25 protein-coding genes and 1 pseudogene are annotated in these 24,320 nt (G+C 56.6%); 8 read left to right on the forward strand and 18 right to left on the reverse strand.

Annotated elements, in window-relative coordinates:
* Nucleotides 1–28: 28 nt before the first annotated feature.
* Both sufB and HYPMC_RS17080 read right to left on the reverse strand, forming a co-directional pair.
* Entirely contained in the window at nt 29–1,564 is a 1,536-nt protein-coding gene (gene sufB / locus HYPMC_RS17075) for a Fe-S cluster assembly protein SufB (RefSeq protein ID WP_013949296.1), read from the reverse strand.
* Between the two features lie 68 nt (nt 1,565–1,632).
* Complete coding sequence (locus tag HYPMC_RS17080; RefSeq protein WP_024276338.1) at nt 1,633–1,839, reverse strand: 4Fe-4S binding protein; 207 nt, start codon at nt 1,837–1,839, stop codon at nt 1,633–1,635.
* Between the two features lie 307 nt (nt 1,840–2,146).
* Between HYPMC_RS17080 and HYPMC_RS17085 the strand changes: the two genes are divergently transcribed.
* Nucleotides 2,147–2,353: a molybdopterin-binding protein gene (locus tag HYPMC_RS17085; RefSeq protein ID WP_024276339.1), complete on the forward strand. Its 207-nt coding sequence runs from the start codon at nt 2,147–2,149 to the stop codon at nt 2,351–2,353.
* Between the two features lie 4 nt (nt 2,354–2,357).
* Here HYPMC_RS17085 and HYPMC_RS17090 read toward each other — a convergent pair whose 3' ends face one another.
* Entirely contained in the window at nt 2,358–2,984 is a 627-nt protein-coding gene (locus tag HYPMC_RS17090; RefSeq protein WP_013949298.1) for a DUF2478 domain-containing protein, read from the reverse strand.
* Nucleotides 2,985–3,230: 246 nt separating this feature from the next.
* On the opposite strand from HYPMC_RS17090, the gene modD reads away from it, so the two are divergent.
* The gene (gene modD / locus HYPMC_RS17095; protein ID WP_013949299.1) at nt 3,231–4,106 is read left to right on the forward strand and encodes a ModD protein; all 876 of its coding nucleotides are present in this window, start codon (nt 3,231–3,233) and stop codon (nt 4,104–4,106) included.
* On the opposite strand, the gene nifA is transcribed toward modD, so the two are convergent.
* From nifA to HYPMC_RS17135, 8 genes and pseudogenes are all read right to left on the reverse strand, one after another.
* A complete protein-coding gene (nifA, locus tag HYPMC_RS17100) occupies nt 4,093–5,850 on the reverse strand; it encodes a nif-specific transcriptional activator NifA (protein ID WP_013949300.1) in 1,758 nt (585 codons plus the stop codon). The two genes, modD and nifA, sit on opposite strands and share 14 nt — an antisense overlap.
* A gap of 342 nt (nt 5,851–6,192) precedes the next feature.
* The gene (locus HYPMC_RS23835) at nt 6,193–6,423 is read right to left on the reverse strand and encodes a zinc ribbon domain-containing protein (RefSeq protein WP_013949301.1); all 231 of its coding nucleotides are present in this window, start codon (nt 6,421–6,423) and stop codon (nt 6,193–6,195) included.
* A gap of 67 nt (nt 6,424–6,490) precedes the next feature.
* Entirely contained in the window at nt 6,491–6,829 is a 339-nt protein-coding gene (locus HYPMC_RS17110) for a Rieske 2Fe-2S domain-containing protein (RefSeq protein WP_013949302.1), read from the reverse strand.
* A 139-nt stretch (nt 6,830–6,968) separates the two neighbouring features.
* Nucleotides 6,969–7,613, reverse strand: a complete 645-nt coding sequence (locus HYPMC_RS17115; RefSeq protein ID WP_024276340.1) for a glutathione S-transferase family protein — start codon at nt 7,611–7,613, stop codon at nt 6,969–6,971.
* 92 nt (nt 7,614–7,705) lie between these two features.
* Nucleotides 7,706–8,163 (reverse strand): annotated as a pseudogene (locus HYPMC_RS17120) (haloacid dehalogenase-like hydrolase); the annotation flags it as partial.
* A 227-nt stretch (nt 8,164–8,390) separates the two neighbouring features.
* Nucleotides 8,391–9,467: a DUF3300 domain-containing protein gene (locus tag HYPMC_RS17125; RefSeq protein WP_244420914.1), complete on the reverse strand. Its 1,077-nt coding sequence runs from the start codon at nt 9,465–9,467 to the stop codon at nt 8,391–8,393.
* A gap of 8 nt (nt 9,468–9,475) precedes the next feature.
* On the reverse strand, nt 9,476–10,483 hold the full coding sequence (locus HYPMC_RS17130; protein WP_013949307.1) for a formylglycine-generating enzyme family protein: 1,008 nt from the start codon (nt 10,481–10,483) through the stop codon (nt 9,476–9,478).
* 514 nt (nt 10,484–10,997) lie between these two features.
* The gene (locus tag HYPMC_RS17135) at nt 10,998–12,098 is read right to left on the reverse strand and encodes a transglutaminase-like domain-containing protein (protein WP_013949309.1); all 1,101 of its coding nucleotides are present in this window, start codon (nt 12,096–12,098) and stop codon (nt 10,998–11,000) included.
* 809 nt (nt 12,099–12,907) lie between these two features.
* On the opposite strand from HYPMC_RS17135, the gene HYPMC_RS24330 reads away from it, so the two are divergent.
* On the forward strand, nt 12,908–13,207 hold the full coding sequence (locus tag HYPMC_RS24330; RefSeq protein ID WP_013949311.1) for a hypothetical protein: 300 nt from the start codon (nt 12,908–12,910) through the stop codon (nt 13,205–13,207).
* Nucleotides 13,208–13,275: 68 nt separating this feature from the next.
* Here HYPMC_RS24330 and HYPMC_RS17145 read toward each other — a convergent pair whose 3' ends face one another.
* Both HYPMC_RS17145 and HYPMC_RS17150 read right to left on the reverse strand, forming a co-directional pair.
* Nucleotides 13,276–14,313 carry a zinc-dependent alcohol dehydrogenase family protein gene (locus tag HYPMC_RS17145; RefSeq protein WP_024276343.1) on the reverse strand — a complete coding sequence of 346 codons (1,038 nt, stop codon included), beginning with the start codon at nt 14,311–14,313 and terminating at the stop codon, nt 13,276–13,278.
* Between the two features lie 192 nt (nt 14,314–14,505).
* Nucleotides 14,506–15,042, reverse strand: coding sequence for a c-type cytochrome (locus tag HYPMC_RS17150; RefSeq protein WP_244420915.1), 537 nt, complete (start codon nt 15,040–15,042; stop codon nt 14,506–14,508).
* A gap of 747 nt (nt 15,043–15,789) precedes the next feature.
* Here HYPMC_RS17150 and HYPMC_RS24920 point away from each other — a divergent pair.
* Both HYPMC_RS24920 and HYPMC_RS17155 read left to right on the forward strand, forming a co-directional pair.
* A complete protein-coding gene (locus HYPMC_RS24920) occupies nt 15,790–15,921 on the forward strand; it encodes a hypothetical protein (RefSeq protein ID WP_256380088.1) in 132 nt (43 codons plus the stop codon).
* A 533-nt stretch (nt 15,922–16,454) separates the two neighbouring features.
* Entirely contained in the window at nt 16,455–16,742 is a 288-nt protein-coding gene (locus HYPMC_RS17155; RefSeq protein WP_013949316.1) for a hypothetical protein, read from the forward strand.
* Nucleotides 16,743–16,762: 20 nt separating this feature from the next.
* On the opposite strand, the gene HYPMC_RS17160 is transcribed toward HYPMC_RS17155, so the two are convergent.
* Nucleotides 16,763–17,215, reverse strand: a complete 453-nt coding sequence (locus HYPMC_RS17160) for a cupin domain-containing protein (protein WP_013949317.1) — start codon at nt 17,213–17,215, stop codon at nt 16,763–16,765.
* A gap of 170 nt (nt 17,216–17,385) precedes the next feature.
* Here HYPMC_RS17160 and HYPMC_RS17165 point away from each other — a divergent pair, with 170 nt between their 5' ends.
* Complete coding sequence (locus HYPMC_RS17165) at nt 17,386–18,501, forward strand: class I SAM-dependent RNA methyltransferase (RefSeq protein ID WP_013949318.1); 1,116 nt, start codon at nt 17,386–17,388, stop codon at nt 18,499–18,501.
* A 21-nt stretch (nt 18,502–18,522) separates the two neighbouring features.
* On the opposite strand, the gene HYPMC_RS23840 is transcribed toward HYPMC_RS17165, so the two are convergent.
* Nucleotides 18,523–19,782 (reverse strand): ABC transporter ATP-binding protein, encoded by a 1,260-nt coding sequence (locus HYPMC_RS23840; protein ID WP_013949319.1) that lies wholly within the window; start codon nt 19,780–19,782, stop codon nt 18,523–18,525.
* A gap of 22 nt (nt 19,783–19,804) precedes the next feature.
* A complete protein-coding gene (locus tag HYPMC_RS17175; protein WP_013949320.1) occupies nt 19,805–20,629 on the reverse strand; it encodes an ABC transporter permease in 825 nt (274 codons plus the stop codon).
* Between the two features lie 670 nt (nt 20,630–21,299).
* Between HYPMC_RS17175 and HYPMC_RS17180 the strand changes: the two genes are divergently transcribed.
* A complete protein-coding gene (locus tag HYPMC_RS17180) occupies nt 21,300–22,466 on the forward strand; it encodes a hypothetical protein (RefSeq protein WP_013949322.1) in 1,167 nt (388 codons plus the stop codon).
* A gap of 25 nt (nt 22,467–22,491) precedes the next feature.
* Here the strand turns inward: HYPMC_RS17180 and HYPMC_RS17185 are convergent, their stop codons facing one another.
* Both HYPMC_RS17185 and HYPMC_RS17190 read right to left on the reverse strand, forming a co-directional pair.
* Complete coding sequence (locus tag HYPMC_RS17185; protein ID WP_013949323.1) at nt 22,492–22,806, reverse strand: EthD family reductase; 315 nt, start codon at nt 22,804–22,806, stop codon at nt 22,492–22,494.
* A 66-nt stretch (nt 22,807–22,872) separates the two neighbouring features.
* Nucleotides 22,873–23,916 carry an LLM class flavin-dependent oxidoreductase gene (locus HYPMC_RS17190; protein WP_013949324.1) on the reverse strand — a complete coding sequence of 348 codons (1,044 nt, stop codon included), beginning with the start codon at nt 23,914–23,916 and terminating at the stop codon, nt 22,873–22,875.
* Nucleotides 23,917–24,098: 182 nt separating this feature from the next.
* Here HYPMC_RS17190 and HYPMC_RS17195 point away from each other — a divergent pair, with 182 nt between their 5' ends.
* Nucleotides 24,099–24,278, forward strand: a complete 180-nt coding sequence (locus tag HYPMC_RS17195; RefSeq protein WP_013949325.1) for a hypothetical protein — start codon at nt 24,099–24,101, stop codon at nt 24,276–24,278.
* Nucleotides 24,279–24,320: the final 42 nt, after the last annotated feature.

Below are 24,320 nucleotides of genomic sequence, written 5' to 3' on the forward strand. Positions count from 1 at the left end.
CCCCTATTTATTGACGACGTTGGGTCACTTACCCGACGCTGCCTTCCAGACTGATCGAGATGAGTTTTTGTGCCTCGACGGCGAACTCCATGGGGAGTTGCTGCAGCACGTCCCGCACGAATCCGTTGACAACGAGTGCCACAGCGTCTTCTGCGGAAAGACCGCGTTGGCGGCAATAAAAGAGCATTTCGTCCGAGATCTTCGACGTCGTTGCCTCGTGCTCGAAAACTGCCGAAGAATTCTTTGCCTCGATATAGGGGACCGTATGCGCGCCGCACGTGTCTCCGACGAGCAGAGAATCGCAGTTCGTAAAGTTACGCGCGCCTTTTGCCTTCTGATGCGCGGTAACAAGGCCGCGATACGTATTATTCGAGCGCCCTGCGGAGATCCCCTTCGAAATAATCCGGCTCGACGTGTTGCGGCCGAGGTGAATCATTTTCGTGCCGCTGTCGACCTGCTGACGTCCGTTGGAAATCGCGATCGAATAAAATTCCCCACGCGAGTTATCACCGCGCAAAATGCAACTTGGATACTTCCAGGTTATGGCGGAACCGGTCTCAACCTGCGTCCAAGAAATTTTTGAATTGGCGCCCCGGCAGTCGCCACGCTTCGTAACAAAATTGTATATGCCGCCCTTGCCTTCGGCGTCACCCGGATACCAGTTCTGCACCGTCGAGTATTTTATCTCGGCGTCTTCGAGCGCCACCAACTCCACAACTGCCGCATGCAGTTGGTTTTCGTCGCGCTGAGGCGCCGTGCAGCCTTCAAGGTAGCTCACGTAAGCGCCTTTATCGGCGATAATCAACGTGCGCTCGAATTGTCCCGTGTTCTTCTCATTGATCCGGAAATAGGTGGACAGCTCCATCGGACAGCGCACGCCCTCGGGCACATAGACGAACGAGCCATCGGAGAAAACCGCGGAATTGAGCGTCGCGAAGAAGTTATCCGTCGTCGGCACTACGGAGCCAAGGTACTTCCGAACCAGTTCCGGATGCTCTCGCAAGGCCTCCGATATCGGCATAAAGATTACGCCGGCTTTCTTCAGCTCTTCCTTGAAGGTTGTGGCGACCGATACGGAATCAAACACCGCATCAACCGCCACTCGCGTTGGCGGCGCCGCGTTCCCTTCGCCGTCATCCGTCAGGGCGGTTTCCACGCCCGCCGTCTCTGGCGCGCGTGTCACACCAGCCAGCATTTCCTGCTCGCGGAGCGGAATACCGAGCTTTTCGTAAGTTCTAAGAATTTCAGGATCGACCTCGTCGAGCGATTTCGGCGCCTTAAACTTTTTTGGTGCGGCGTAATAATAGAGATCCTGGTAATCGATCGGCGGGTACTCAACGCGTGCCCAGCTCGGCTCACGCATATTCAACCAGCGGCGATAGGCATCAAGCCGCCATTCGAGCATCCATGCCGGTTCAGCCTTTTTCGCAGAGATGAAGCGAATGACGTCTTCAGAGAGCCCCTTCGGCGCCTTCTCGGATTCGATGAGGGTCTCGAATCCGTACTTGTACTGCTCGACATCAATGCGACGGACTTGGTCTATCGTCTCTTGGATCGCTGCCATTCGTTTCTCCGCTTGCCCGGACCTCGCTTTGCAATCCGAGCGCCCTGTAGAAATTAGATCTCGTCGTCTCAGGCGGCGGCCGGTGCCGGCACGCATGTGTTATCGACGGGACAGACAGCGGCGCACTGCGGCGTGTCGAATTGGCCTTCACATTCTGTGCATTTCTTCGGATTGATGACGTACATATCGCGCTTGAGGCTGATCGCGGCGTTCGGGCACTCGAACTCGCATGCTCCGCAGACTGTGCATTGCGAAGCGATGATCTGATAAGCCATGGGTCTCACTCCTCTGGCATGACGATGCACGCCGGCCCTCACTTGAATTTCCTAGTGTTTCCCTTTCAAGCCGCATGCCAGACGTTAAGTATTTGAATTCATATAAATAAAAGGAACGGCACGGATCGCATTCGCTGTCGCTCTCATGACAACCTGTCGGATGTCCGACACCGCACAGTTCTTCGCTTGTAAGTTTGGCTCGCCGACGCAATGATGTTTTTATGCGGCGATCTGATGCGTCGCCGGGAATCGCAACTGTGTGCGACAGAAGCTTTCGCCGTCCCAGAACTCCTTTTTGGAATGTCCAATGAAATTAAGCGCGCGCAACATGCTACCAGGACGAGTTGTGTCCGTGACGAGAGGCGCCACTACCGCTCATGTCAAAATCGAACTGATGCCAGGACTTATGATAACGTCGTCGATCACCAATGAGGCCGTCGACGATCTTGGCCTCAAAGTTGGCGACACGGTATCCGCCGTTATAAAGGCGACCGACGTTATCGTCGGCAAATGATGCTCTAATGAAGCGATCGTAGATTGTGCGCTTTAACAAGCATGTTTGATTGGCTGAACCGCTGATCGAGTTGGCGCAATGCGCGTGCACGGCCTTCGCGGCCTGACAGTTCGCGCCACCAATCGTCGACAACGTGACGTTCGCACGCGAGTGTCGTGCCGTAACCGCCGGTGAACTCAACCCAGGCGTCGTAGCACTTGTCGGGCACGGCTGTCAGGATAGGAAGCCCAGCAACAACAGCGTCGGCGATCTCGGCGCGCAGGCCTTCTCCTGCCGCCTCCCGTTTGGAAAACTTATTTACGACGACGAGCGCCACGTCCTCGGCGATCGCCCTGCTGACTGCCACCGCCGCTTCCGCAAGGCCGGCGGAATCGAGTCTGCATGATTGTGCGCCACTACCGAGAGCCTGGCAGATCGGGATTGCGCGACCCGTCATCAGGTCGATCATCTGCATGAGATTTTGAGGGCCACAAGGACCTTTAAAATTATGCTGAACGACACCACCAATCCGGTGCCCTTCGCGAATCTGATCGGCGGCAAAAGCCGCAAGCAATTTATCGACGTCGTCCCGGCCTGAGCGATAAACGATCGCCGCCAACTTCAGGAAATGATCGTGGTAGATCGTGCTCATCGTGCACATGCTCCGTCGCAAATGCCGCCAATACGTTCGGGCAGAGAGGCCTTGGTGCATGCAAACTTGTGCGGCCGCTCTCGACACCCGAATGTTCTATGCTTCGAAGCATGCAAATTGCATGCAAGATAATTTCTTGCGCGGCAACAGGGTTTCAAACCGCCGTTCTTGTCGCAAACACGACGAAAATGTATTCAACCCGACTTAAGGCATTTCCTCTGGGAATGTCCCTTCTTGGAGACTTGGATGTCTTCCACCGCATTACCTCATGAACTCGAAAGCCTCCTCGCAGACGATGTTCCGTTTGGCGATTTGACCACCGAAGCGCTAGGCATCGGCGAAAAGGAAGGGGAGATGTTTTTTGCCGCGCGAGGACGCATGGTTCTTGCGGAGGTCGAAAGCGCGGCAGCGCTACTGGAGTTCGCAGGCTGTTGTGTCTCACGCACAACGAGATCCGGCACTCTCCTTGAGCCAGGCTCGCCGATCTTAAGCGCGCGAGGAACTGCGAGTGCCCTGCACCGCGGATGGAAAGTTGCGCAAACGCTTATTGAAGTTTGGTCTGGTGTCGCAACCGAGGCACGAGCGATCGTCGATGCCGCGACGGCCGTTTCACCGCGCATCGTCGTTGCTTGTACCCGAAAGAATATGCCGAGAACGAAGTCGTTTGCGGTTCGATCCGTCCGCGCCGGCGGTGCCGTCATTCATCGTCTCGGTCTTTCGGAAACGGTGCTCGTTTTCCCCGAGCATAGGATCTTTCTCGAAGGCGAACCGCTTGCCGAAACCGTTCGCCGACTACGGCGCGCAGCTCCCGAAAAGCGATTGGTTATAGAGGCTAAATCCGTCGATGAGGCGAAAGCCTATGCGGAGGCTGGCTTCGATGTCATCCAGACGGAAAAGTTCAGCACAGATCAATTGTCGGAACTCGTAGCGCAACTCGTCCCGATGAAGTCGCGTCCGGTCATTGCGGCGGCTGGTGGCATCACGGCGAATAACGCAGCGGCCTATGCGCAGACGGGTGCAGACGTCCTTGTTACGTCCTCACCATATCTTGCATCACCGCGTGACGTTGCGGTTCGTTTCGCGCTCGCGACCGCCTCTATCAAACACACTAAAAATGCCTGATCTCGATGCCGTGCTTCTTGAGCGCGTACCCGATCTGGCGAGGCGTCAAACCCAGGATTCGAGCCGCTTTCGCCTGTACCCAGCCGGCTTTCTCCATCGCCTCAATTAGTCTCTCGCGCTCCGGGCCGCGCCCTCCGGGGAAATCTGCCGAGAGATCGTTGGGGTCTTCGCTCAACGGATCGCAAACGGTTTCCTTGGGAACCGGATCCGCGGGCGAAACCTTCGTCACTTCGCCACGGACCGGTAGAATTGGCAGCATATATCGCATTTGCGGGTGACGTTGCGATGATGCTGCGTCACGGCCCTTCCATAGCGATGCGGACAGACACTGATCGTGACGGCAGGCGAAATCTTCACTGATGATCGCGCTTCCCGCCGCCAACGTCGCGGTACGGCAAATGCAATTTTCCAGCTCGCGCACGTTGCCGGGAAAATAGCATGCTGTCAGAACGTCGATGGCGCTCGGGGAGAGCGATAGAGTCCGTCCGTTTTCCTTATTGAAACGCGAGAGGAACGTATCCGCCAAGAGCGGGATGTCACCCTTGCGTTCGCGCAGCGACGGCAAAATAAGCGGAACAACACTGATCCGATAATAGAGGTCAGCGCGGAACGTCCCTCTGGTGACGGCTTCCTCGAGGTCGTTGTTCGTCGCGGCGACGATGCGCACGTCCACTTTCTGCGTCTTCGTTCCGCCGACCCGATCGAATTCGCCTTCCTGCAACACGCGCAGGAGCTTCGCCTGGAAGGACGGCGATATTTCTCCGATCTCATCGAGGAAAATCGTCCCGCCATTTGCGAGTTCAAAACGGCCCTTTCGAGAATTGACGGCGCCTGTAAAGGCTCCCTTCTCATGCCCGAAAAGTTCGGATTCAAGCACGGTTTCGGGCAACGCAGCGCAGTTTACCTTTATGAAGGGGCCGCTGGAACGGCGAGAAAGCTCGTGTATTGCGCGAGCGAATAACTCCTTGCCGGTGCCGGACTCGCCACGCAAAAGAACGGTTGCGTTGGATTTCGCGACAATTTCAATTTTTCCAAGAAGTGCCCGGATTGGTGGACTTTCACCGATAATTCCGGAGACGCGCGGCCGTAGCTTGTTTGGCTTCACGCTCGTGAGTTCTTTTTCCAGCCTTCGGCTTTCGTCCATCAACCGCTCGCGGTCGCGCCCGATCACCCTATGCAGATGGATCGTCTGACCTATGAGGTTCGCGATCATGGCGAGAAAGCGAACATCATTATCGGCGCGGAATACAGCGTTTTCGGACCACGGACGATCAATGGAGAGTGTGCCGACGACCCTATCTTCGATCTTTATCGGAACTCCAATGAACGAAACGGAATCGGATTTGGTAGTTGTCTGTCCGTCTTGGATCCGGTCCGGATGTCGGAAAAGCGGATGGACGCCTGTATTCTGAATGACCAACGGCATCGCGGTTGCGACGATCTGATCGAGCGCTCTTCGTGGAAGTTGAACGAGCCCATCGGCCGCCGCTCCTTCCACCCAACTCGTTCCAACGACGATATCAGGAACATCCTCGTCGTCGAGCAAAACAACGGTCCCGTGCTGCATGTCCAAAAAAGACGACAGGACGTTGAGGACGCTCGATAATGTTATTTCAAGACGCGCCGGCCGAGCGAGTATCTTCGAGACCTCGTATATGCCGATTAGAGCAATCTCGCTTAGCTGCTTGGGCCCTGGCATCTGTGGCTGATCAGCAATGTGATCGGTTTGCTTCATAGGCACCATCTCGCCGTCTCTCACGGTGACGGTCAGAAAAAAACGCTCCGCCTTCTATTGCATCGCGAAATGCTAACCTCAAAAAACGCTGTTGTCGCGCACAAGTTTCAGACAGCGACATTGCGCTCTTTAAGGCAAAGTGCCTTTTCTCGTTGCATTTTCTTGGCTCGTTTTCCGTATCGGGCGTCAAGCCATCGCACTGCGACACCCATTCGTCACACACTGTGGTTCAATTGCATTTTGAGATTTCAGCTTCTGTCACGCAGTTCGATTAAACACTTCTGCACTATGCGATCACTGCGGCTGCGCACTCTTTGATAGCCTTTGGCTCGACTGAAAGAGTGCGCCACATCAGCGTCCTCGCCGTTCGGCGCGGCTGTAATTACTGAGATGGCCTTCTCGCGCCGCCGCCGAACGCATCTTCTTCGCATATCCGCGGCTCTTGCCTTGTGGCGCGACGAGAGTCACCAAGCGATCCAATTTTTCGCTGCCGCACGATGGGCAAACCGGGACGTCACTCGAAAAAACCAGCAGCTCGAATTCCCTCGCACAGTCCGTACAGTGATAACTGTAGATCGGCATTCATCGTCTCCGCGTCATTCATTTATCGATGATCTCGGCGATCCATCAGTCTGCTCCGTAGCGAAGACTACGCCGGTGTGCGCTCCGGCTTGAGCAATCCGACATCGACCTTGATTTCATCACCCTCTATACGGAGCGGATAGGGATGGAGTTCGTTGCGAACGATATGCGTCACGCACTTGCCGTTGGTCGCATCGAAGCCCCACTGATGGTGTGAGCAGACGACCTTTCGGCCATCGAAGGTGGCATCCGTCAGCGGCATGTCTGCGTGTGGGCAACGCCCACGGTACGCCTTGAGTTCGCCGCCCACCGGCCAAACCAGGAGCACACTCTTCTTGCCGACCAGAAAGATGCTCATGCTTCCTTCGCTCATAGCACTCGTCGTGCAGACAGAGGCGAATGCCATTGCGGTTTCCTTCAACGAAAAGATGTTGGCCACGGCCCGGAACCACGACACGCAATTTTTGGACCAGCGAAAATGGCTGCAGCCGAAGGCATAACGGCAGGGCAATTGTCGCAAATGCGACGTCAGGCAGGCCGCAGTGTCAGGATCGATACCCTTCTTCGGCGAGGACCTGGCGAACGACCGGACGGCTGCGGACGCGCTGATAGTGTGCAAAGACGCGTGGGGGCAGGGTTATCCCGATCCTGTCAGCCCAGAACTCATTATAAAATAGGGCTGCATCCGCGATCGAGAAGTCCTGCCCTAGGACGTATCCGTCGGCCGGCATGCGCTTCTCGAGAATACCGAATGACTGAGCGACAACCTCCCGCCCGTGCGCAACAACATCGTCCTCCAGTCGCCGAGCGTCCGGCGTCACGCCAACCGGGAGGTAGCGATCAGATGTGAAAATGCGCGTGAAGCCTTCGCCGTGCAGCTGAATTAAAGCAAAATCTACGAGTTCGATGGCGCGTGCCGCCAGGACGGAATCGGCGGGAATCAACTTGCCATGCGGATAGGCCTTGGCGAGCCAGATTGCGATAGATTTGAAGTCGGTCAGCGCCCGCCCATCATCGAGAACGAGTGTTGGGATCGTGCCCCTAGGATTGATCTTCAGATACTCCGGCCGCAGGTGTTCACCCGCGGGTAGATTGACGATCCACGCCTCGAACGGCAATTCCAACGTCTCAAGAAGGATGTGAATGCCCGTCGAACAGGACCCGGGCGTCATGTAAAATTTCAAAGCCATGACCGTAGCCATGCAAGAATAATGACAGCGTAGAGGCGGAACATGAGCTCAAATTGGCGCGTGGGGTCCTGTGAGAATCCAGTTTGCATGGTTCATGGCTTAACCTCCTTGGGATAGAACGTCTTCCAGTCATGCCTCATGTCGACAACCGTCCAACCTTTGGCGATCGCTTCATCAAGCGCTTTGTCGAGCTTGCCGACACGAGATGAGCGATCGTAACCCATTCGCGTTCGGCATCGGTGTGATGCACGAGCAGGCAAAGCCGCGTGGCCGGCGCATCGCACGTCCATTCGAGCATTTGAAGGTCGCCGTCGGATTTGCCGAACGCGGCGACCGGCCGCCGGCCAATGTGGCGCTCGATGCCGACCGGCTTTCCGTCTTTATCCTCGTTGAGGATGAGAGTCGGCAGCTTCACGATCACCGGCTTGCCGTCGTGCATTTCAAACTTCAGCCCACCGGAGCTGCCGATGACTTGCTCCGGTGGAATGCCGTAGACGCGCTCCGTCCAGGGCCGCATGAACTCGATACCGCCGCCGGAGACGATGAAGGTCCAACGAAGTCGATGATCTGCCGCTTGGCTTGGCTTTCCTCCCAGGAGGGCAATGGATCGGATTGCGCACTGGCTGCGGTCGAGACAACGAGCATGCATGCCAGGAAACCCAGCAGCCAGCCGAGGCGTGTGCGTGCCACCGCAACCATCATGTGAGGCTCTAGGGGTTACTGAACTCCTTGCAGTCTCTCATCGATCATTTTGTTCAATCCGCCTCGAAATCAGAACTATCTGCGCCTTCTGATACCGCCGCGCCTGCCGCCGCCACGATGGGCGTGGAACGCAGGGCGCTTCGCATGAGGACGGGCACGCATGTTTCGCGGCCTATTCGGCTTTACGAATCTCCTGCCACCTGTTGAGCGCCGAACATGTGCCGCCTTGTTTTGGCCGCCTCTTGCCTTGTTGAAATTGCGACCGTTATGGCGCAATTGCGCACCGTGATTGACCTTATTGTCGAGCGCTCTGTGGTCGGTATTTTCGAGACGTCTCTCGACGTTCGCACGGTTGAAATTTTTATTGCGCACGACATGGCCACGATGACGCGCGTCGTGCTTCCAGACATTGTTCTTGATGCGGCGGCGGTTGTTGTCGATACGATTCCAGCGGTTCACGTTGACGTCGATACGACGGTGACGCCAATCCCAATGGTTCCAGCCCCAGATGCCGCCGGCGATGGCGACACCGGCCGCCCCCCAAAAATATCCGTCCACGAACGTCGCGCCCGGATACCCCCAATAATACGGCGGATAATCGGGATACCACCACGGCCCGTAGACCACCGACGGTTCATAAACTGGCACGTAAACCGTATCGGGCTCGGCAGGCTGGATGACGTAGGATCCGTCGTCCTGCGTGACGGTCTGCTGGGAGTTGCTTCTGAGATGGCCGCTTGAATCGGCTTTCTGACGCAGGAACTGCACCTCATTCATGACAGCGTCTTGCTGAGCAAGAAATGCGTCGCCGAGGTTCTGCGTCCAGTCGAGTTGATTGCTCATCATGTTCAAGACGTCCGGGAACTGGACGAGCGCCTTGATGCTTGGGTCCCAACTTTTGCTTTTCAAAGCATCGACAAGCGCATCACCCTGCAATTTGGCGTTGGCAGGATCGCTGCGCCATCGCGCCGCTTCCACGACATCCAGCGGATAGGTCGCGGCCATTAAAACGTTGGATAGCAGATCATCCGGATAAAGCGCGATCGGCGCCAGCATCTGGTCGAGTTGCTGCTTGGAAAACTTCGGCTCATCGGCGTAAGAGGCAGCCGGCAAAAGAACAGACAGCATTAGGAAGGCAACACAAGTCTTCAAGAGTATTCTCATTTTTCCTCGCAACGCTCATTCTCGTTAGGACGTGTTCGAACGACACATCGGAATCCGACATGACTGGTTGACGTGTCGATAGGTTCGGCATGGCGCGCCGCAGGGCGATAGCGGCGGCAATAGTTTGGTGCGCACAAGTGCGACCCGCCCTTCAACACCTTGCGAGGAATACGGATGTTTGGCTGGCACGGGTCGAAACTTTGCTCTCTCGCTGCTCCGCGCGGATTAACCGGAACGCAGCAGGCTTTTGGGGCGTCGGGTGCATGCTTCGTCGAGTACCAATCAGATGTCCATTCCCAGACGTTCCCGATCATATCGTACAGGCCGAAGCCGTTTGCGGCAAAGGCTCTGACCGGCGAGGTCCGCTCGTAACCGTCTTCCTTCAGATTTTCGAGCGGGAAAGTACCTTGCCAGGTATTGGCCATGTGCCGGCCCTGAGGCGTGAATTCGTCCCCCCAGGCAAATTCCGCATCTTCGAGACCGCCGCGTGCTGCATATTCCCACTCAGCTTCGGTCGGGAGTTCTTTGCCGGCCCACATCGCGTAGGCTTCGGCATCAGCATACGCGATATGGACGACCGGATGCTCATCGAGCCCTTTCGTCCACGAACCTCTTCCATACGGATGACGCCAATTCGCGCCGAAGCGAAAATCCCACCACTGGCTCCAATCTCTCAAGTCGACCGCATGCCTGGGCGGCGTAAATACGAGAGAACCGGCTTTCAACATGTGAGGAAGCGCGCCAGGATAATCTTCGGCCTTGGGAGGAATCTCGGCAAACGTCGTGTAGCGAGTTTCCGAGACGAATTTCCTGAATTGAGCGTTCGTCACAGGCGTCTCGTCGATCCAGAAGCCATCGACAGTTACGCGATGGCTCGGGGCTTCTTCGGAATAATGCCTATCCGACCCCATTCGGAACGTCCCGCTGGGTACGAAGACCATACCCGGTCGTTCCGTCGGGACTTCACCCTGAGGTCTCGAGCCGATGTCCGGATAAACGCTCATCGTCTCCCCGTGCGACGGAGAATTCCTGCCAACAAAACTGGAGGCGTATGATAGCTATCGCGCGCGGGAACGAAAATGCGTTCGAACAAAGTTAGCCAAAAATTGCTTAAGCATAACCAGCCGCTCGCTGATGCGTAGTGACCGCCTACTCAGCGCGGACTGTCTAGTGGCTTTTGCCGATAGTCAAACGAATACGTCGCTGCGCTGCGTTAGGACAGAATGAAAATCACCGTTGCGTACTGATTAAAATCCGATTTCGAATGATAAGACGTTGGTCATTAGATAGTCGGGATCAATAGACGCTCCTCTTCTATTGTCGCCCATGATGCCTTTGGCAACAGCGAGCTGCGGCGGCTGCACGGGCTTGGTTGTCTCGCGGCACATGTTGGAGTTCCGGGAAAGTTGTCGGCGCTGCATTTGCAAAAAACTGATGGATAAAATCGGCCGATGCCCATCCGCTCCATCACAAGACGATGAAGCGGACAAGACCATCGGACGATCGACGATTTTTGCGTTAAACGGCGAGTTCGCGCGCCGTAATCACATATTTGAACGTGTCAGCGTTCAGGCAATCGAGCCGCTCGCCTGCGACTTCGGCCTCCGGATACATCAGAAAGCCGACCTTGGGTCCGGTTGAACCCGGCAGCGCCAAATCATGGGCTGTGTTATACGCGAGCCAGTTCCCTTCCCACGCGCCGAACAGCGTCTTGCGCGCTTCGGCGACCTTTTCGTCCGTCAGCGGTAGATTTCCCGGTGGCTCCTCGAGCATGACTTTGCGCACGTCAGCGGGATCCATGGGGACCCAGCCAAATTCCGCAAGAAAGACCTCGGCGCGACAGTGCTGAGCCTTGGTAACGATATCGTTCTTGGCGCCGAGGCTTTTGTAGCCGAACGCCGAAGGTGCCACGCGCAGCCCATAAAGATCACGGGCTGGCAGCCCCGCAGCGCGGGCGAGGCCGACAAACAGCGCATTAATATCTGCGCACTTACCACCAAAATTTCCGGATTTGAGAATGTTGGCGATATCGCCGATACCGCATCCGCGGGTTTTGGCGTCACGGTAACAGTTTTCGACGACCCATTGATAGATTGCGTGCGCCTTATCCGTATCGCTTTTGGCGCCAGCCACGATCTTATCGGACGTCTCCTTCACGATGCCGTCCGTCGGGATGAGATCCGTGGGCATCAAATAAAGATGACGCTCAGTGTCCGATAGCGTTTGCGTTCCGAGTGGCCTGGAGAGATCGACGGCGCGGTTCTGAGTTGCAACCTTGCTGCTCACCTCGATGGAGGGGGCCTTCTCGCCCTCATTCCACACGACGTGCAGGAACTCAGCACCGTATCTCGGATCTTTTACGATTTCGGCGCTTTTGGCGTTCGTACGCCAGCTACTGCCCTCAGGTTTGATCCAGGACGGCTCGGAGAATGTCGGAAGCGGAATCCACGCCTGCGTTACGCCAAAGGCATTCTCAATCGCCAACCGTGTCGATAATTCGAATTTGCGCCATTGTCCGGTTTGCGGTGCGAACTCGGCTCGCGCGGGCCAACTCGGCAGCGCTGCGATGGCTGAGACTGCAGCGCCGGCTTTCAGAATGTCGCGTCGAGACAGATCCATTGGTTGAACTCCTTTGTGCATCCGGCACTTTGTAAAGCGGTGTCAATGTTCAGCATGTTGTCGCCATCGCTGGCTTGGCAGCGCAATCTGCTGCGAACAGGCGATCCGATCCCCGTTCAGCGGCGACAAAAGCAGTGAAGGATATGGTCAAGACGCTCGGTCCCGCCCTCAGCGAGGGAAGGACAAGGCACCTACAAATTTTGCCCCGAAACTCGGGAGCGAGGATGCGTCTCATCTGGACGGCAACATACGCTCAGGCGCGCGTCATAATCAATTGCAACCGTCCTCTATCGGCTTGCCACATGCACGGCGCCTACCGCCATCAGCAGACCGATCCTGCGCGCCCTCGTGCATTCTAATAACAAAGCGCGGCCGACCCGAGCCATCAGTGGGCACGGCCGAAACCCCGCATTTCGCAATCGCACGGCAAACTCCATCCTGCCGCCGGATGTGACCAGAGGTCTCCGGGTCATAGCCAGATCATCGAGGGCCGCGTTCATGGAATGGCACACGGCATCAACATTCCCAACGCACAGCCCGGCTCGCAGGGACTGGCGACGGTCAATTCAATCTTCACATGGGTGCGACTGGCGCAAAGAGTTCCGGTGTGCATCGAAATTGATAAGCTTCCGGACGGCGTAATCCGCGCCGCTTCCATACTCGCCGGGCGCATCATCACAAATTCGCGAGTCATTCCCTCCCGCGGTAAACTTTGACCACGACTGCGGGAACATACGGCACGCGAGAGTCTTCCTCGATAGCAGGCGAAAGCCCGCCAAACAAAACAATAGCCTCGAGGAGAAACGAATATGAACTTGAAAGTCTCAGCAGTGTTGGCCGGTGCGATTGCGTTTGCTGCGGTGGCAGGACCGGCAATCGCCGACCAGCAGTCGAGCAAAATGAAATCCGACCTAAACATGAACACTGGCGCATCGAGTGGTGCATCGACAGGCGAGCAAGGAAAAACCTCTGACCGCACGCCTGGAGACGCGTCACCGGATCGCTTGCCCGGATCTACGAGAGCCGGTGCTCCAGGAGCGGGAGGTGCGCAGACACCGGAAGGTACTTCGGACCGCACTCCGAATAATAACGAGAACAACGGCAAATAATAAAAATGGAAAGGGCGCTTAAGGCGCCCTTTTTAATCCTTGGTGGCTTCTACTGTTTTCAGATGCCGTTAGGCGGCGATGATGACCTTCAAGGCACCCGTTTGCGCAGCATGGCCAAACGTGTCGTAAGCGTCCAGAATCTGACCGAGCTTGAAACGATGTGTGATGAGTTTGGTCGGATCTATTTTTTTTGCTTCCACCGTTTTGAGAAGCATCGGCGTCGTTACGGTGTCGACGAGACGCGTGGTGATGCTGATGTTCTGGCTCCAAAGGCGTTCGAGGTGAAGGTCCACCTTGGTTCCGTGAACGCCGACGTTTGCAATCGTCCCGCCCGGCGCGATGATATCCTCACAGGTCGCGAAAGACGCTGGAATGCCGACAGCCTCAATTGCCGTATCGACACCGCGTCCTCCGGTGAACTTCATGACGGCTTCCGTCGCACTGCTTCCCGTAGCGGCGACCGTTTTGGTTGCGCCGAAACGCTTGGCCACTTCCAGCCGCTTGCTATCGGGGTCAATCATGATGATCTCGGCTGGTGCATAGAATTGCGCGGTCAATAGCGCTGCCATTCCGATCGGACCCGAGCCGACAATCGCAACCGTGCTTCCCGGCGCGACCTTGCCATTGAGAACGCCGCATTCAAACCCGGTCGGAAGAATGTCGCTGAGCATCACCAATGCTTCTTCGTCGACGCCTTCGGGGAGCAGATAAAGGCTGGTGTCGGCATGCGGAATGCGTACGTACTCGGCCTGCGTACCATCGATAGAGTTGCCGAGAATCCAGCCGCCCGTCGTGCAATGCGAATACATTCCCTTGCGGCAATATTCGCAGCGGCCACATGCTGAGACGCACGAAATCAGCACGCGATCTCCCGGTTTGAAGGACGTGACGCCGGCGCCGACTTTCTCGATGACGCCCGTGCCTTCATGTCCGAGAATTCGTCCGGGCGTGCAAGTCGGGACATCGCCTTTCAGGATGTGCAGATCCGTGCCGCAAATCGTAGTTTTCGAGATCTTAACGACCGCGTCGGTTGCGGCTTGTACTTCGGGAATAGGACGATCTTCGACGGCCTTCAGGCCCGGGCCTTTGTAAACAAGAGCTTTCATCTGTGTACCCACTCGGCTTTCCATCAATGATGGCGCGCAAGGTACGATCATCACTGGACTGGCCCTTGACCTACGTCACATAGCAACATCTCGAAAACGGCCGCCAAAAAACAATCGGGCCCGCCGTGCGGCGAGCCCAATGTGGATCTCTCTTTAAGCGCCGAGGCACTTAAGTCTTATATCGGCGAAGTGTTATTTCTGTCCGACTGTCGCGGGTTCGGTCAAACCAGCGAGGTAGGCCGCTACGGGTTTCAGCTGATCTTCGCTCAGCGATCTCATCAGCGCTTCCATCGGTGCGAAGTTTGCACGATCGCCGGTATGGAAGTCCGTCATCGTCTTCAGCAGGTACTCGTCCTGCTGACCGGCAAGTCTCGGTCGCACATAGTCACCCTGGAAGTGCTCCTGATGGCAGCCCTTGCAGTTCAACTGGACGATGGTGTCGATCGCCTGGTCTTTAATGTTGCCGGAAGCAGCCGGCTGACCGAGGTTCGGCCATTTCTTTTCCGAGAAATAGGTGGCGAGAGCTTCCATGTCGGACTTCGTCAGAGAGTCAACGATTGCCGACATCGTGTCGTTCTTGCGGTGGCCGTCCTTGAAGTCCGAAAGCTGCTTCAAGATGTATTCGCGGCGTTGGCCCCAGATGTTCGGTATCGTCTTGTCCATCGGAACGCCGGCTTCGCCGTGGCAGCCTGAACAGACCGCGGCAGCATCCTCTACCGAATCAGCCAAGGCCGCGCGCGGTCCCCAGACGAACGGGAGCGCCAACATCGACGACACCAAGGCAAACTTAAACAGACGTGAGCGTGTTGAACGATTGCGATATGTAGCAAGCACTTCGGGTGTTTCCTGACCACGGTTAGATGGGTTCATGTCTCTTGTGTGACCGCTCATATCGCTCGGTCATCCTCTTTTTGCCAACTTCGGGTGAGCTCTTATAAAGTGACTTTATCACGTTGTCGCGCCATGTTGAAATTTGACGAGGCTTCCGCGCAACAGTGATTATGCACCGTCATTTCTGTGCATCACCCATCCAAAACGCGCGGTGCTTTCTCCCGCGGCAAAAGCTGGCATTCGCCTATAGGTTGTAGGTGGTCGTGTATTTTCGCCAACTGTTCAGATGTAGCTGCCGATCTTCGGCTTAACGCGATCGGTGATCACTACTGATGCGCAGGCGAATCGCTATGGCGGTATTTCTGCCGAACCGCCTTTACCGCATGCGCGCCGTCCGGATGGAGCGAGCCAACAGCAAAGTCCGGGACCGCAAGCCCGCGCATTCGAATGTCGGCCTTCGAGGAGCTTTAAATTTTTGCCGGGTTTGCGGAGCGCATCGCGCCATCAGCACGGGTCGGCACTGACGCGGTCGGTTTGTCGCGGGTAACGTTTCGCAGCGCCGTTGCGAATTGAATTTCGGAAACACCGAGAGCGCTGCTCTCACAATCCGAAAATCATCTTAGCACCCCCACCGGAGACATCATCATGAAGACCATCGCACTCGCAATCGTCATTGCAGTTTCGGCAATCAGCACAGCAGCGGTTGCTTCGCCCGTTGATAACAGCTCTCTCTCGGTCCACGGCGCTTTCGGCGGCAATTCGTATGGTGGCAACTAACGCCATCAGCCTTCTCATTGCCTATGACTTTGGGAAGCCCGATACCGGCAGGTGCGTCACACGCCCTGCCGGTATTTTTATGATCATTGAAAGTTGTCGCCGCCGCTGAAATTCTCATGCTGGCTCCGCTATCCCGCTGGTCGTAGCCGCGACGGCCGCAGCGAACGCCGCACCAGAAGCGAGGAGAAATGCTGTGGCTGCGGACCCGACAACCACGTCGACAAAAGACGATACGAACTGACCGAGAAATATAGCGACCGAAAGATAAGCGAGGTTTTGTCCGCGCTGCGCCTAAGAGCTGTGTTGAACGGTCATGTGATTGACGAGTGGAACTGTCAGACTGAAGCCGATACCAAGCAACGTTCCTGCGATAGCGGTGAAGAGCGTCGCGTCCATCGTAGCCAAATCGATAAAGCTTAACCGCAAAGCCTCTCGCGCGATTTCCAATCCGTTTGCCGCTTCCCAACAAAAAAGTTGTCTTGAACGGGTGTATAAGCGACCAGCCAACCTCCCTCGCTCGCATGGAGTTTTCGATGACTATCGATTTATGGATCGGCGCCGGGGTTCTACTTGCGACGGCCGCGACCGACGCCGCCTACGTCATGTTCACGTCGTCCGTGGTCGCGCGTCGGCCGCTTTCCGCGGCCAACTGGAGCGGCATCTGGTATATGCTGTCGTCGTTCGCGGTCATCAGCTATACGAACAATTGGGTGTATGTCGCGTTCGCCGTCGTCGGGTCGTGGATCGGCGCGTATGTTACGCTCAAATACTTTCACAAAGAACCGAGCCACCCACCGGCGCCGTTACGGCCCGAAGCTTAGCCGCCCATCGGCTTACCGGTTCACTCGGCCGCTGGCGATGTCTCCATGAGGCGGGCGATCGCCGCGTCGGCATACGTTTCAAGCTCCGGCAGAAGCACAACGCTTTCCTGCTCATTCGGGTCGGTGCGAGCGATGACAGCCGATATGGGCTTGTTGCTCAGATTGATCGGAAGATGGGGCACACCCGCAGGGATGTAGAACAAGTCACCGGCTTTCGTAACGGCATGATACTGAAGCTTATCGCCGTAGAGGGCGATGGCTTCACCCTCCAGAACGTAGATCGCCGTCTCATGATTGGCATGCATGTGTGCCTTGGCCCGGCCGCCTGGCGGAATGGTCAGCAAGTGCATGCAAATGCTTTTCGAGCCTACCGTCTCAGCGGCGATGCCGCAGAAGTAGGTTAGACCCTGCTTGCCGTCATAGGTATCGTCGGGGCGCACAAGGTGGCAAATCTGTTCCGAAACGTCGCTCATCCCAATCATCTCCTTGTCGAGATAGGCCCGCCGGCTAATGCTGAATTTATGGGGTCTCAGCGATTTTGCCAGTCCCCCTCCGGCGTTGTTTCCCGCAATGATCGTACTGAAACTTTCCGAGGTCTCAAAAATATGTCGATACGCTCACAGCTTCCGGATAATGAGACCGCATGACGGCGTTTGACAGCGATTTCGAAATTTTCCTTGTCGTCCCCCCTGGGCTTGAGGCCGCACTGCGCGACGAAGCGCGGGCGAACGGTTTCAAGAAGGCCGCAATCACGTCAGGCGGCGTGACCTTGCGGGGCGGTTGGCCGGACGTCTGGCGCGCCAATCTCGAACTCCGAGGCGCAACGCGCATTATCGCACGCATCGCGACGTTCAGGGCTTCGCATCTCTCTGAGCTTGATAAACGTGCGCGTAAGGTGGCGTGGGGCAGCGTCTTACGCCGGGACCGGCCTTTCCGTGTCGAAGCCTCATGCAAAAGTTCGAAGATCTACCACTCGGGCGCTGCCGAACAGCGCATCGAACGCGCAATCCGTGAGGAACTCGGCGCGCCATTTGATCCCGATGCTGCCGTTTGCATCAGAGCGCGGATCGAAAACGATTTCTGCACCATCGGTGTCGACACCTCAGGCGATCTTCTGCACAAGCGTGGACATAAGCAGGCCGTCAACAAGGCGCCGATGCGCGAGACGCTCGCGGCGCTGTTCTTGCGACTCTGCGGGTTTGATGGAGGTGAGCCCGTTGTCGATCCAATGTGCGGATCGGGCACGTTCGTCATCGAAGCAGCGGAAATCGCGGCGGCCCTAATGCCCGGACGCACACGTCATTTTGCCTTCGAAGAGCTGGTAAACTTCGACGCCGCAACGTGGCAGAAACTGCGCGACGCGCGAAAGCCAAAAGTGCCGACGGTGAAATTTTACGGTAGCGATCGCGATGCCGGGGCGATCAACATGAGCCGCGCCAACGCCCAGCGTGCGGGCGTTTCAGAGTTCACAGAATTTCGTCAGCAGGCGATTAGCGATCTCGCAGCGCCAGTCGGCCTACCCGGTCTCGTTATCGTCAATCCGCCGTACGGGGACCGCATCGGCAATAAGAAACAGTTGCACGCCTTGTATCGCTCACTGGGAGAGACATTGAAGGCGCGCTTTAACGGCTGGCGCGTGGGCGTCATTACGAACGAAGCGGCGCTCGCGACATCGACCGGTCTGCCATTTTCGAAACCGATTGGGCCAATCTCGCATGGCGGCCTGCGCGTTTCGCTGTACCTGACCGCCCCACTCTGACACACGGACGCAGGAGATAGATTAAGCCGCCGATGCGTCTTCAACCTGATAGGACTGCCACGTCGCGGGCCATTCGACGTGGCCCACGGCTGAAGCCGACGGACGCAGAACATCGGCTGTTTCGTCGCCAAGCTGAATGCTCAGAACATCCTGCTTGGCGTCGAGTTCTTCATGCCAATCTGCTAGCGACGCCGACAGATGGTACGTGCCGGACCGGAGCGGCAATGCCCGCGCGTGGCATCGGAGCGTGCCCGAAGTCATTCCCTTTGTGACTTCGTTGGACGCGTGGAAGCGATTGTCCGAGCCCCAAAGCGGCTCGCCCGTGTCGGCGCGAAGCATGACGCCACCGACCGGCTTCGAGATCGGTCGCGGCGAAATGAAGCTGATGTCGACAATCAATTCGCCGCCAACGAGCGCCTCTCGGTTCACGATGATCGAAGTAATCGAGGGATGCGAGAGGTTTGCGGTGAAAGAAATCGAGTTAGCCAAGCTGCTGGCGTTGATGTAACGCCGAGCGACGACTTCTACTGATGCATCGGTTGTGATCTTGCCGCCTTCCAGCAGCAGGCCGCGATTGCACAATGCCCTGACCGCTAAGAGATTGTGACTGACAAAGAGAACGGTGCGGCCTTGTCCAGCTACGTGCTTCATCTTACCGAGGCACTTCTGCTGAAATTCGGCATCGCCGACGGCGAGAACTTCGTCGACCACCAAAATTTCCGGCTCCAGGTGCGCCGCGACTGCGAATGCGAGACGAACGTACATACCGCTGGAGTAGCGCTTTACCGGTGTGTCGAGAAACTTCTCAACTTCCGAGAAGGCGACGATTTCATCAAACTTTCGGCGAATTTCGGCGTGTTTCATGCCAAGGATGGCGCCATTCAGATAGATATTTTCTCGCCCCGTCAGCTCAAGATGAAAGCCCGTTCCCACCTCAAGGAGGCTTGCGACGCGGCCTCGGATCTCAACTCTTCCTGCACTCGGCTCGGTGATCCGCGACAGGATTTTCAGCAGTGTCGATTTCCCCGCGCCGTTGCGCCCGACGATACCGACGACGTCGCCACGTTTCAGTTCGAAAGAGACGTCTTTCAGCGCCCAGAAATCCTCGACCTGATCACCGGCAACGAGCTGCCGCCCTCGCGCGACATCCATTCCTGTCCGCGCCCAATGCTTCAAGGCCTTTACGGCGACATCGCGCAGGGCCGTGTAGCGCTCCGGTCGGTGATGGCCGATCAGATATTTTTTTGAGAGGCCTTCGGCACGGATGACAACATCACTCATCTCGGAAGCTCTTCCTGCGATCTTAGACGAGGTCAGCGAATGAGCGTTCGGTCCGGCGGAAGTATCTGATGCCGATCCAAAGCATGAGCACGGTAACACCGAGACTTACCGACAGGTCTGGGAGGTAAAGTCTGCTGGCATCGCCCAGAAGGCACCATCGGAAGCCGTCAATCACTCCAACCACAGGATTGAGACTGTACCAAACGCGAATATTCTCGGGCACCACCTCACTCGAGAAGCCGACCGGCGATACATAGAGTCCGAATTGAATGACGAACGGAATGATGTATCGCATATCTCGGTATTTGACGTTGAGCGCCGTAATCAGGAGCGCCGGTCCGAGGCTCGCGGCAACTGCAAAAAGCATGAAGAACGGTAGGAATATAATGTGCCAATTCGGCAGATAGCCGTACCAAGCCATCAACAAGAACAGGATTGTCAAGTTAGCGAGAAAATCGACGATTGCCACGACTCCGGCGGAAGCCGGAACGATCATCCGCGGGAAATAGACTTTGCTGATAACGTGCGCACTTGTGATCAAGCTGTTCGATGCTTCGCTCAGCACGCTCGAAAACAAGAACCAGGGCAGCATTCCGGCGAATACGAGGATCGGATAGGGAACGCCTCCGTCGCTCGGCAGCTTTGCCAGCTTTCCAAACACAACGGTGAAAACGATCATCGTCGAAAGTGGACGAATGATCGCCCAAGCAATACCGATGACGGTTTGCTTGTATCTGACCGCGATATCGCGCCACGCCAGAATGGCGAACAGCTCGCGATAATGCCAAAGGTCGGACCAATAGTTGCGTTCAGCGCGCCCCGCTTCGAGGACGAGCAAACGCGGCATTCGATCGGCTGGCGAAATCGGGTGTCTCTTCGATGTTTGTGTGAGGGAGAAACGCACGCATAAAATCGCGTCCAGCGGGTAAGCTGGCACGGCTTCGAAATGTGAAGGGGAAAATCTACCGAACTGCGGGTGAATCGCTTCACCTGACAGAGAAAACTGGCATCGGCCGTTTCAATCGCTGGAACGCAAACCGCGCCTGCAAATGCACTTGTGCAGAGCGTCGCGCCCAGCGTCAACGATTTTTTTAACCAATTTACCAGTTATCGCTGCGCATATGCTGCGCCGCTATCGCTATACGTCGAGATCGCATTTGGTGAGCATTGCTACCCGACCGCATTTACCAAGTCGATGCATCGAGCCTCGCAAAACAAATACATGCAATACATACTATCTGTGTACGTTTTTCTATTTCCCTGTTCGGCCCCGAGGGATCTTTCTCTTGTTTGGGGTCTAAAAAAATACCCGACCAAAGATTGAGACACGCAGGATATTCAGCGCTTCAAATCAGTGGGCGATCTTTGTCGGACGTTTAGAAACGATCCATCAACTTTGTTCGATATTTCGTCTGCGCAAGAGAATTCGTCTGTCTAAGGCTGAAGAGAGAGCCTCGAATTTTCTCCTAATTTGTTCACGAATTGAGCATTTATATCAAACTGGGGACGCCTCGATCGTGGTTGGCGAAACGCATATTCACGATATTGCGATTGCGGCGCGACGATTGCGTAAGACGCGTTTGTTGCGGCATCAGAATGAGCGTGCGACTGAGGTGCACACGAACGATCTGCCGGTCTTTCTCGTCAATCCAACGCGCTTTCCAGAGCTTACGGAAGAGCCTGAACCTGAGCGTGATTTCCGCGCCAAGCTTGCGCTGCTTTATGCACAATCGGCTGCAGCGCTGGCGCCGTATGCCAACGCAATCAAAGCTCACCTCGCCGGCCTTCGCACACATCTTTATGATCTTCCCGCTTTTTGGCGGCGCGACAGCGTCAAAGAACAAATTACAAAGCTCGCGGTCGCCGCATTCCTCGTCTCGCTCGCTCTTCTTTCGACGCTCGACCGTCCGCAACAGCCAATAAAGAACGCCAGAGCTGTCGCACTGGAGCCGCCACCACCGGCATTCGACCTCGATCAAAGACTCGCCTTTGCGCAGAACCTTCGCGATCGGCTGCTCTCGAATGCCATCGCTCTCAGCATGCAGACGGCGACGCCGGCTCCTTTGCCGACACTCGCGCCTTTACCGATCGATCGCGACGCGGGCCAAATTTCAACCGAGGCCGAGCAATCTGAAACGCCAACTGTTGGCGGCGAGCAAGAGACGACCAGGATGGCGGTTCCACAAATCGCCGCCGATGACGACGCGAAGTGGCGTTTCCCATTCGATAGCCAGCCCTATGTCGCTGGCGGCCTGCCTCGATCGCCAGACGGCTCGTTTCGTGCCGAGCTCGCGATGTCGGATGTCATGACTGACAGAAGCAATCGGGCAAGCGTCGCTGAGAACGAGAATAAGGACGCGTCAGCCGCAGCGGTCCCAAAAGTAAAACAGAACAAGCCCACAAAGCGGAAGAAAGCCGTCGCGCAGAAACGGCGATCACCCCAGGACAATCAGATGACGGCGGCGGCGGCGCCACAACCGACCGGCGTTCCTGGGGAACCCAATCTGCCGCCGCCGCCTATCTTGTTTTTTCTTGGAGCGCCGCCGCCGCAGTCTGCACAGCCGGTACAGACACCGCCGTCAGCTGCGCCAGCGGCGACCAAGGCGCCGCCGCCAGCCCCGCCACCGGCAAACAAGCCGTGGGTTCCGAATTCGCTTTCGGACGTCTTCAAGGACGCTTACTGACGAAAGCCCGCGCCGCTGGCGCTATTTACCCAACCTCGACTTCGCTGATCTGCAGAACCGGCGAGAGATCGGTGTAGTTAGGAATATCCGCCAGGATTTCTCGCGCATGCGGCCCGAAGCCTGACTGAAACGCCTCTACCGAGTCACAGAAAATGTGGCACATACCGATGTAGGTGGGCGGCGTACCGGGAGCTGCACCAGCAATCCCTCGATCAACCGTATAGTATTTGCAGGTATCGCCCATCTTTGCTTTGACCATGGGCATGTGCTTGTCGCGATAATAGTCGTGGTCAAACCGGGCATTGGGCGTGTTCGGATACATGACGCTGACTTTGATCAAAGGGCGTTCCTTTCATTTTTTCACTGTCTTCAACGAACGCGGGCACACCATCGCGACCGCGCTTAATCACATTTGCTTCGCGAGTAAGGTACGAACCGCCGGCGCAACTTTAGTCCCGAGAAGCTCGATCGATTTCCTCATCGCAACGTATTCTGCTGACGCAGAGCTCATTTGAAATGTGAAACGATCGACACCACCGAGGGCCTCGCTCGCCTCCACGATTTTCTTTGCGACAGTGGCGGGGTCACCAATCAGGAAAGCGCCGCCCGGTCCACACATCGCCTCGAACTGCGCGCGCGAAACCGGCGACCAGCCCCTCTCTCGTCCGATGTCCGTGAACATCCGCGCCCAGCCAGGAAAGAAGGTGTCTTTCGCTTGGTCCACAGTATCCGCAACGAAGCCCATCGCATGGACGCCGACACGCAGACGTTCTTGTGGATGGCCGGCGCGCGCATAGGCTTGGCGGTAAAGATCGATGAGCGGGCGAAATCTACGAAACTCGCCACCAATGATAGCGACCATTAACGGCAGACCGAGTTCACCGGCGCGGGTGAACGATCTCGGCGTACCGCCAACGCCGATCCACACGGGCAGCACATCTTGATAGGGGCGTGGATAGATGCCTTGGCCGGAAAGCGCCGGGCGAAACTTTCCCGACCAATTTACATTTGTGCTCTCCCGTATCTTCAGGAGCAGCTCAATCTTCTCAGCAAAAAGAGCGTCATAATCTTCAAAGCGCATCCCAAAGAGCGGATAGGCTTCGCCGAAGGACCCGCGCCCGACGACGAGTTCGGCGCGTCCCTTCGATATCAGGTCGAGCGTGGCGAATTCCTGAAACACGCGAACGGGGTCGGCGGCGCTCAACACTGTTACGGCGCTGGTCAGTCGTATCGATTTGGTACGAGATGCGGCGGCCGCAAGGATGATCCCGGGAGCCGAATCGAGAAATTCGGGACGGTGGTGCTCACCAATGCCGAAGACATCGAGGCCTGCGCGATCCGCGACTCCAATTTCTTCCAGTAAATTCGCCAATCGGTCGGCCGGAGACAAAGTCTCGGCGGTCCCCGCCTCTGGCATGATTGCTGCAAAACTGTCTACGCCAATTTCCATTCAGGCCCTTTCGGATCGAGTTCTTGTGCAATGCAGCGGCGGATTTCAACAAGCGAAGGCGACGTCCAGCCTCCCATCATGGGACAATTTCGCTGCGCCATTAACCACCTGTTTACGTTGTTCTTGATGGAGCACGGCACCCGTTTTAGTCGCTTCAACATGTGTTTGCGTAGGAGACGTCCATGCAATTTGTGGTCGATTGTTTCATCGTCATTTGGCACTGCGTCGGCGGTGGCGGTGCAGGCGATCCAGGAGGTCCGCACCCGGCTCCGGAAATCAATGCCGCCAGCAGCGTCGCAGCGATCGCGCTTCTCCTTAGCGTCGGCGCCATTGTCTATCGCCGCATGCAGCAAACACAGTAGCGATAATCTGGCAGCCTCTGCCATCGCATGGCAGGCATGCTT

This window comes from Hyphomicrobium sp. MC1, from assembly GCF_000253295.1.
In the GTDB taxonomy this organism is placed as follows: Bacteria; Pseudomonadota; Alphaproteobacteria; order Rhizobiales; family Hyphomicrobiaceae; genus Hyphomicrobium_B.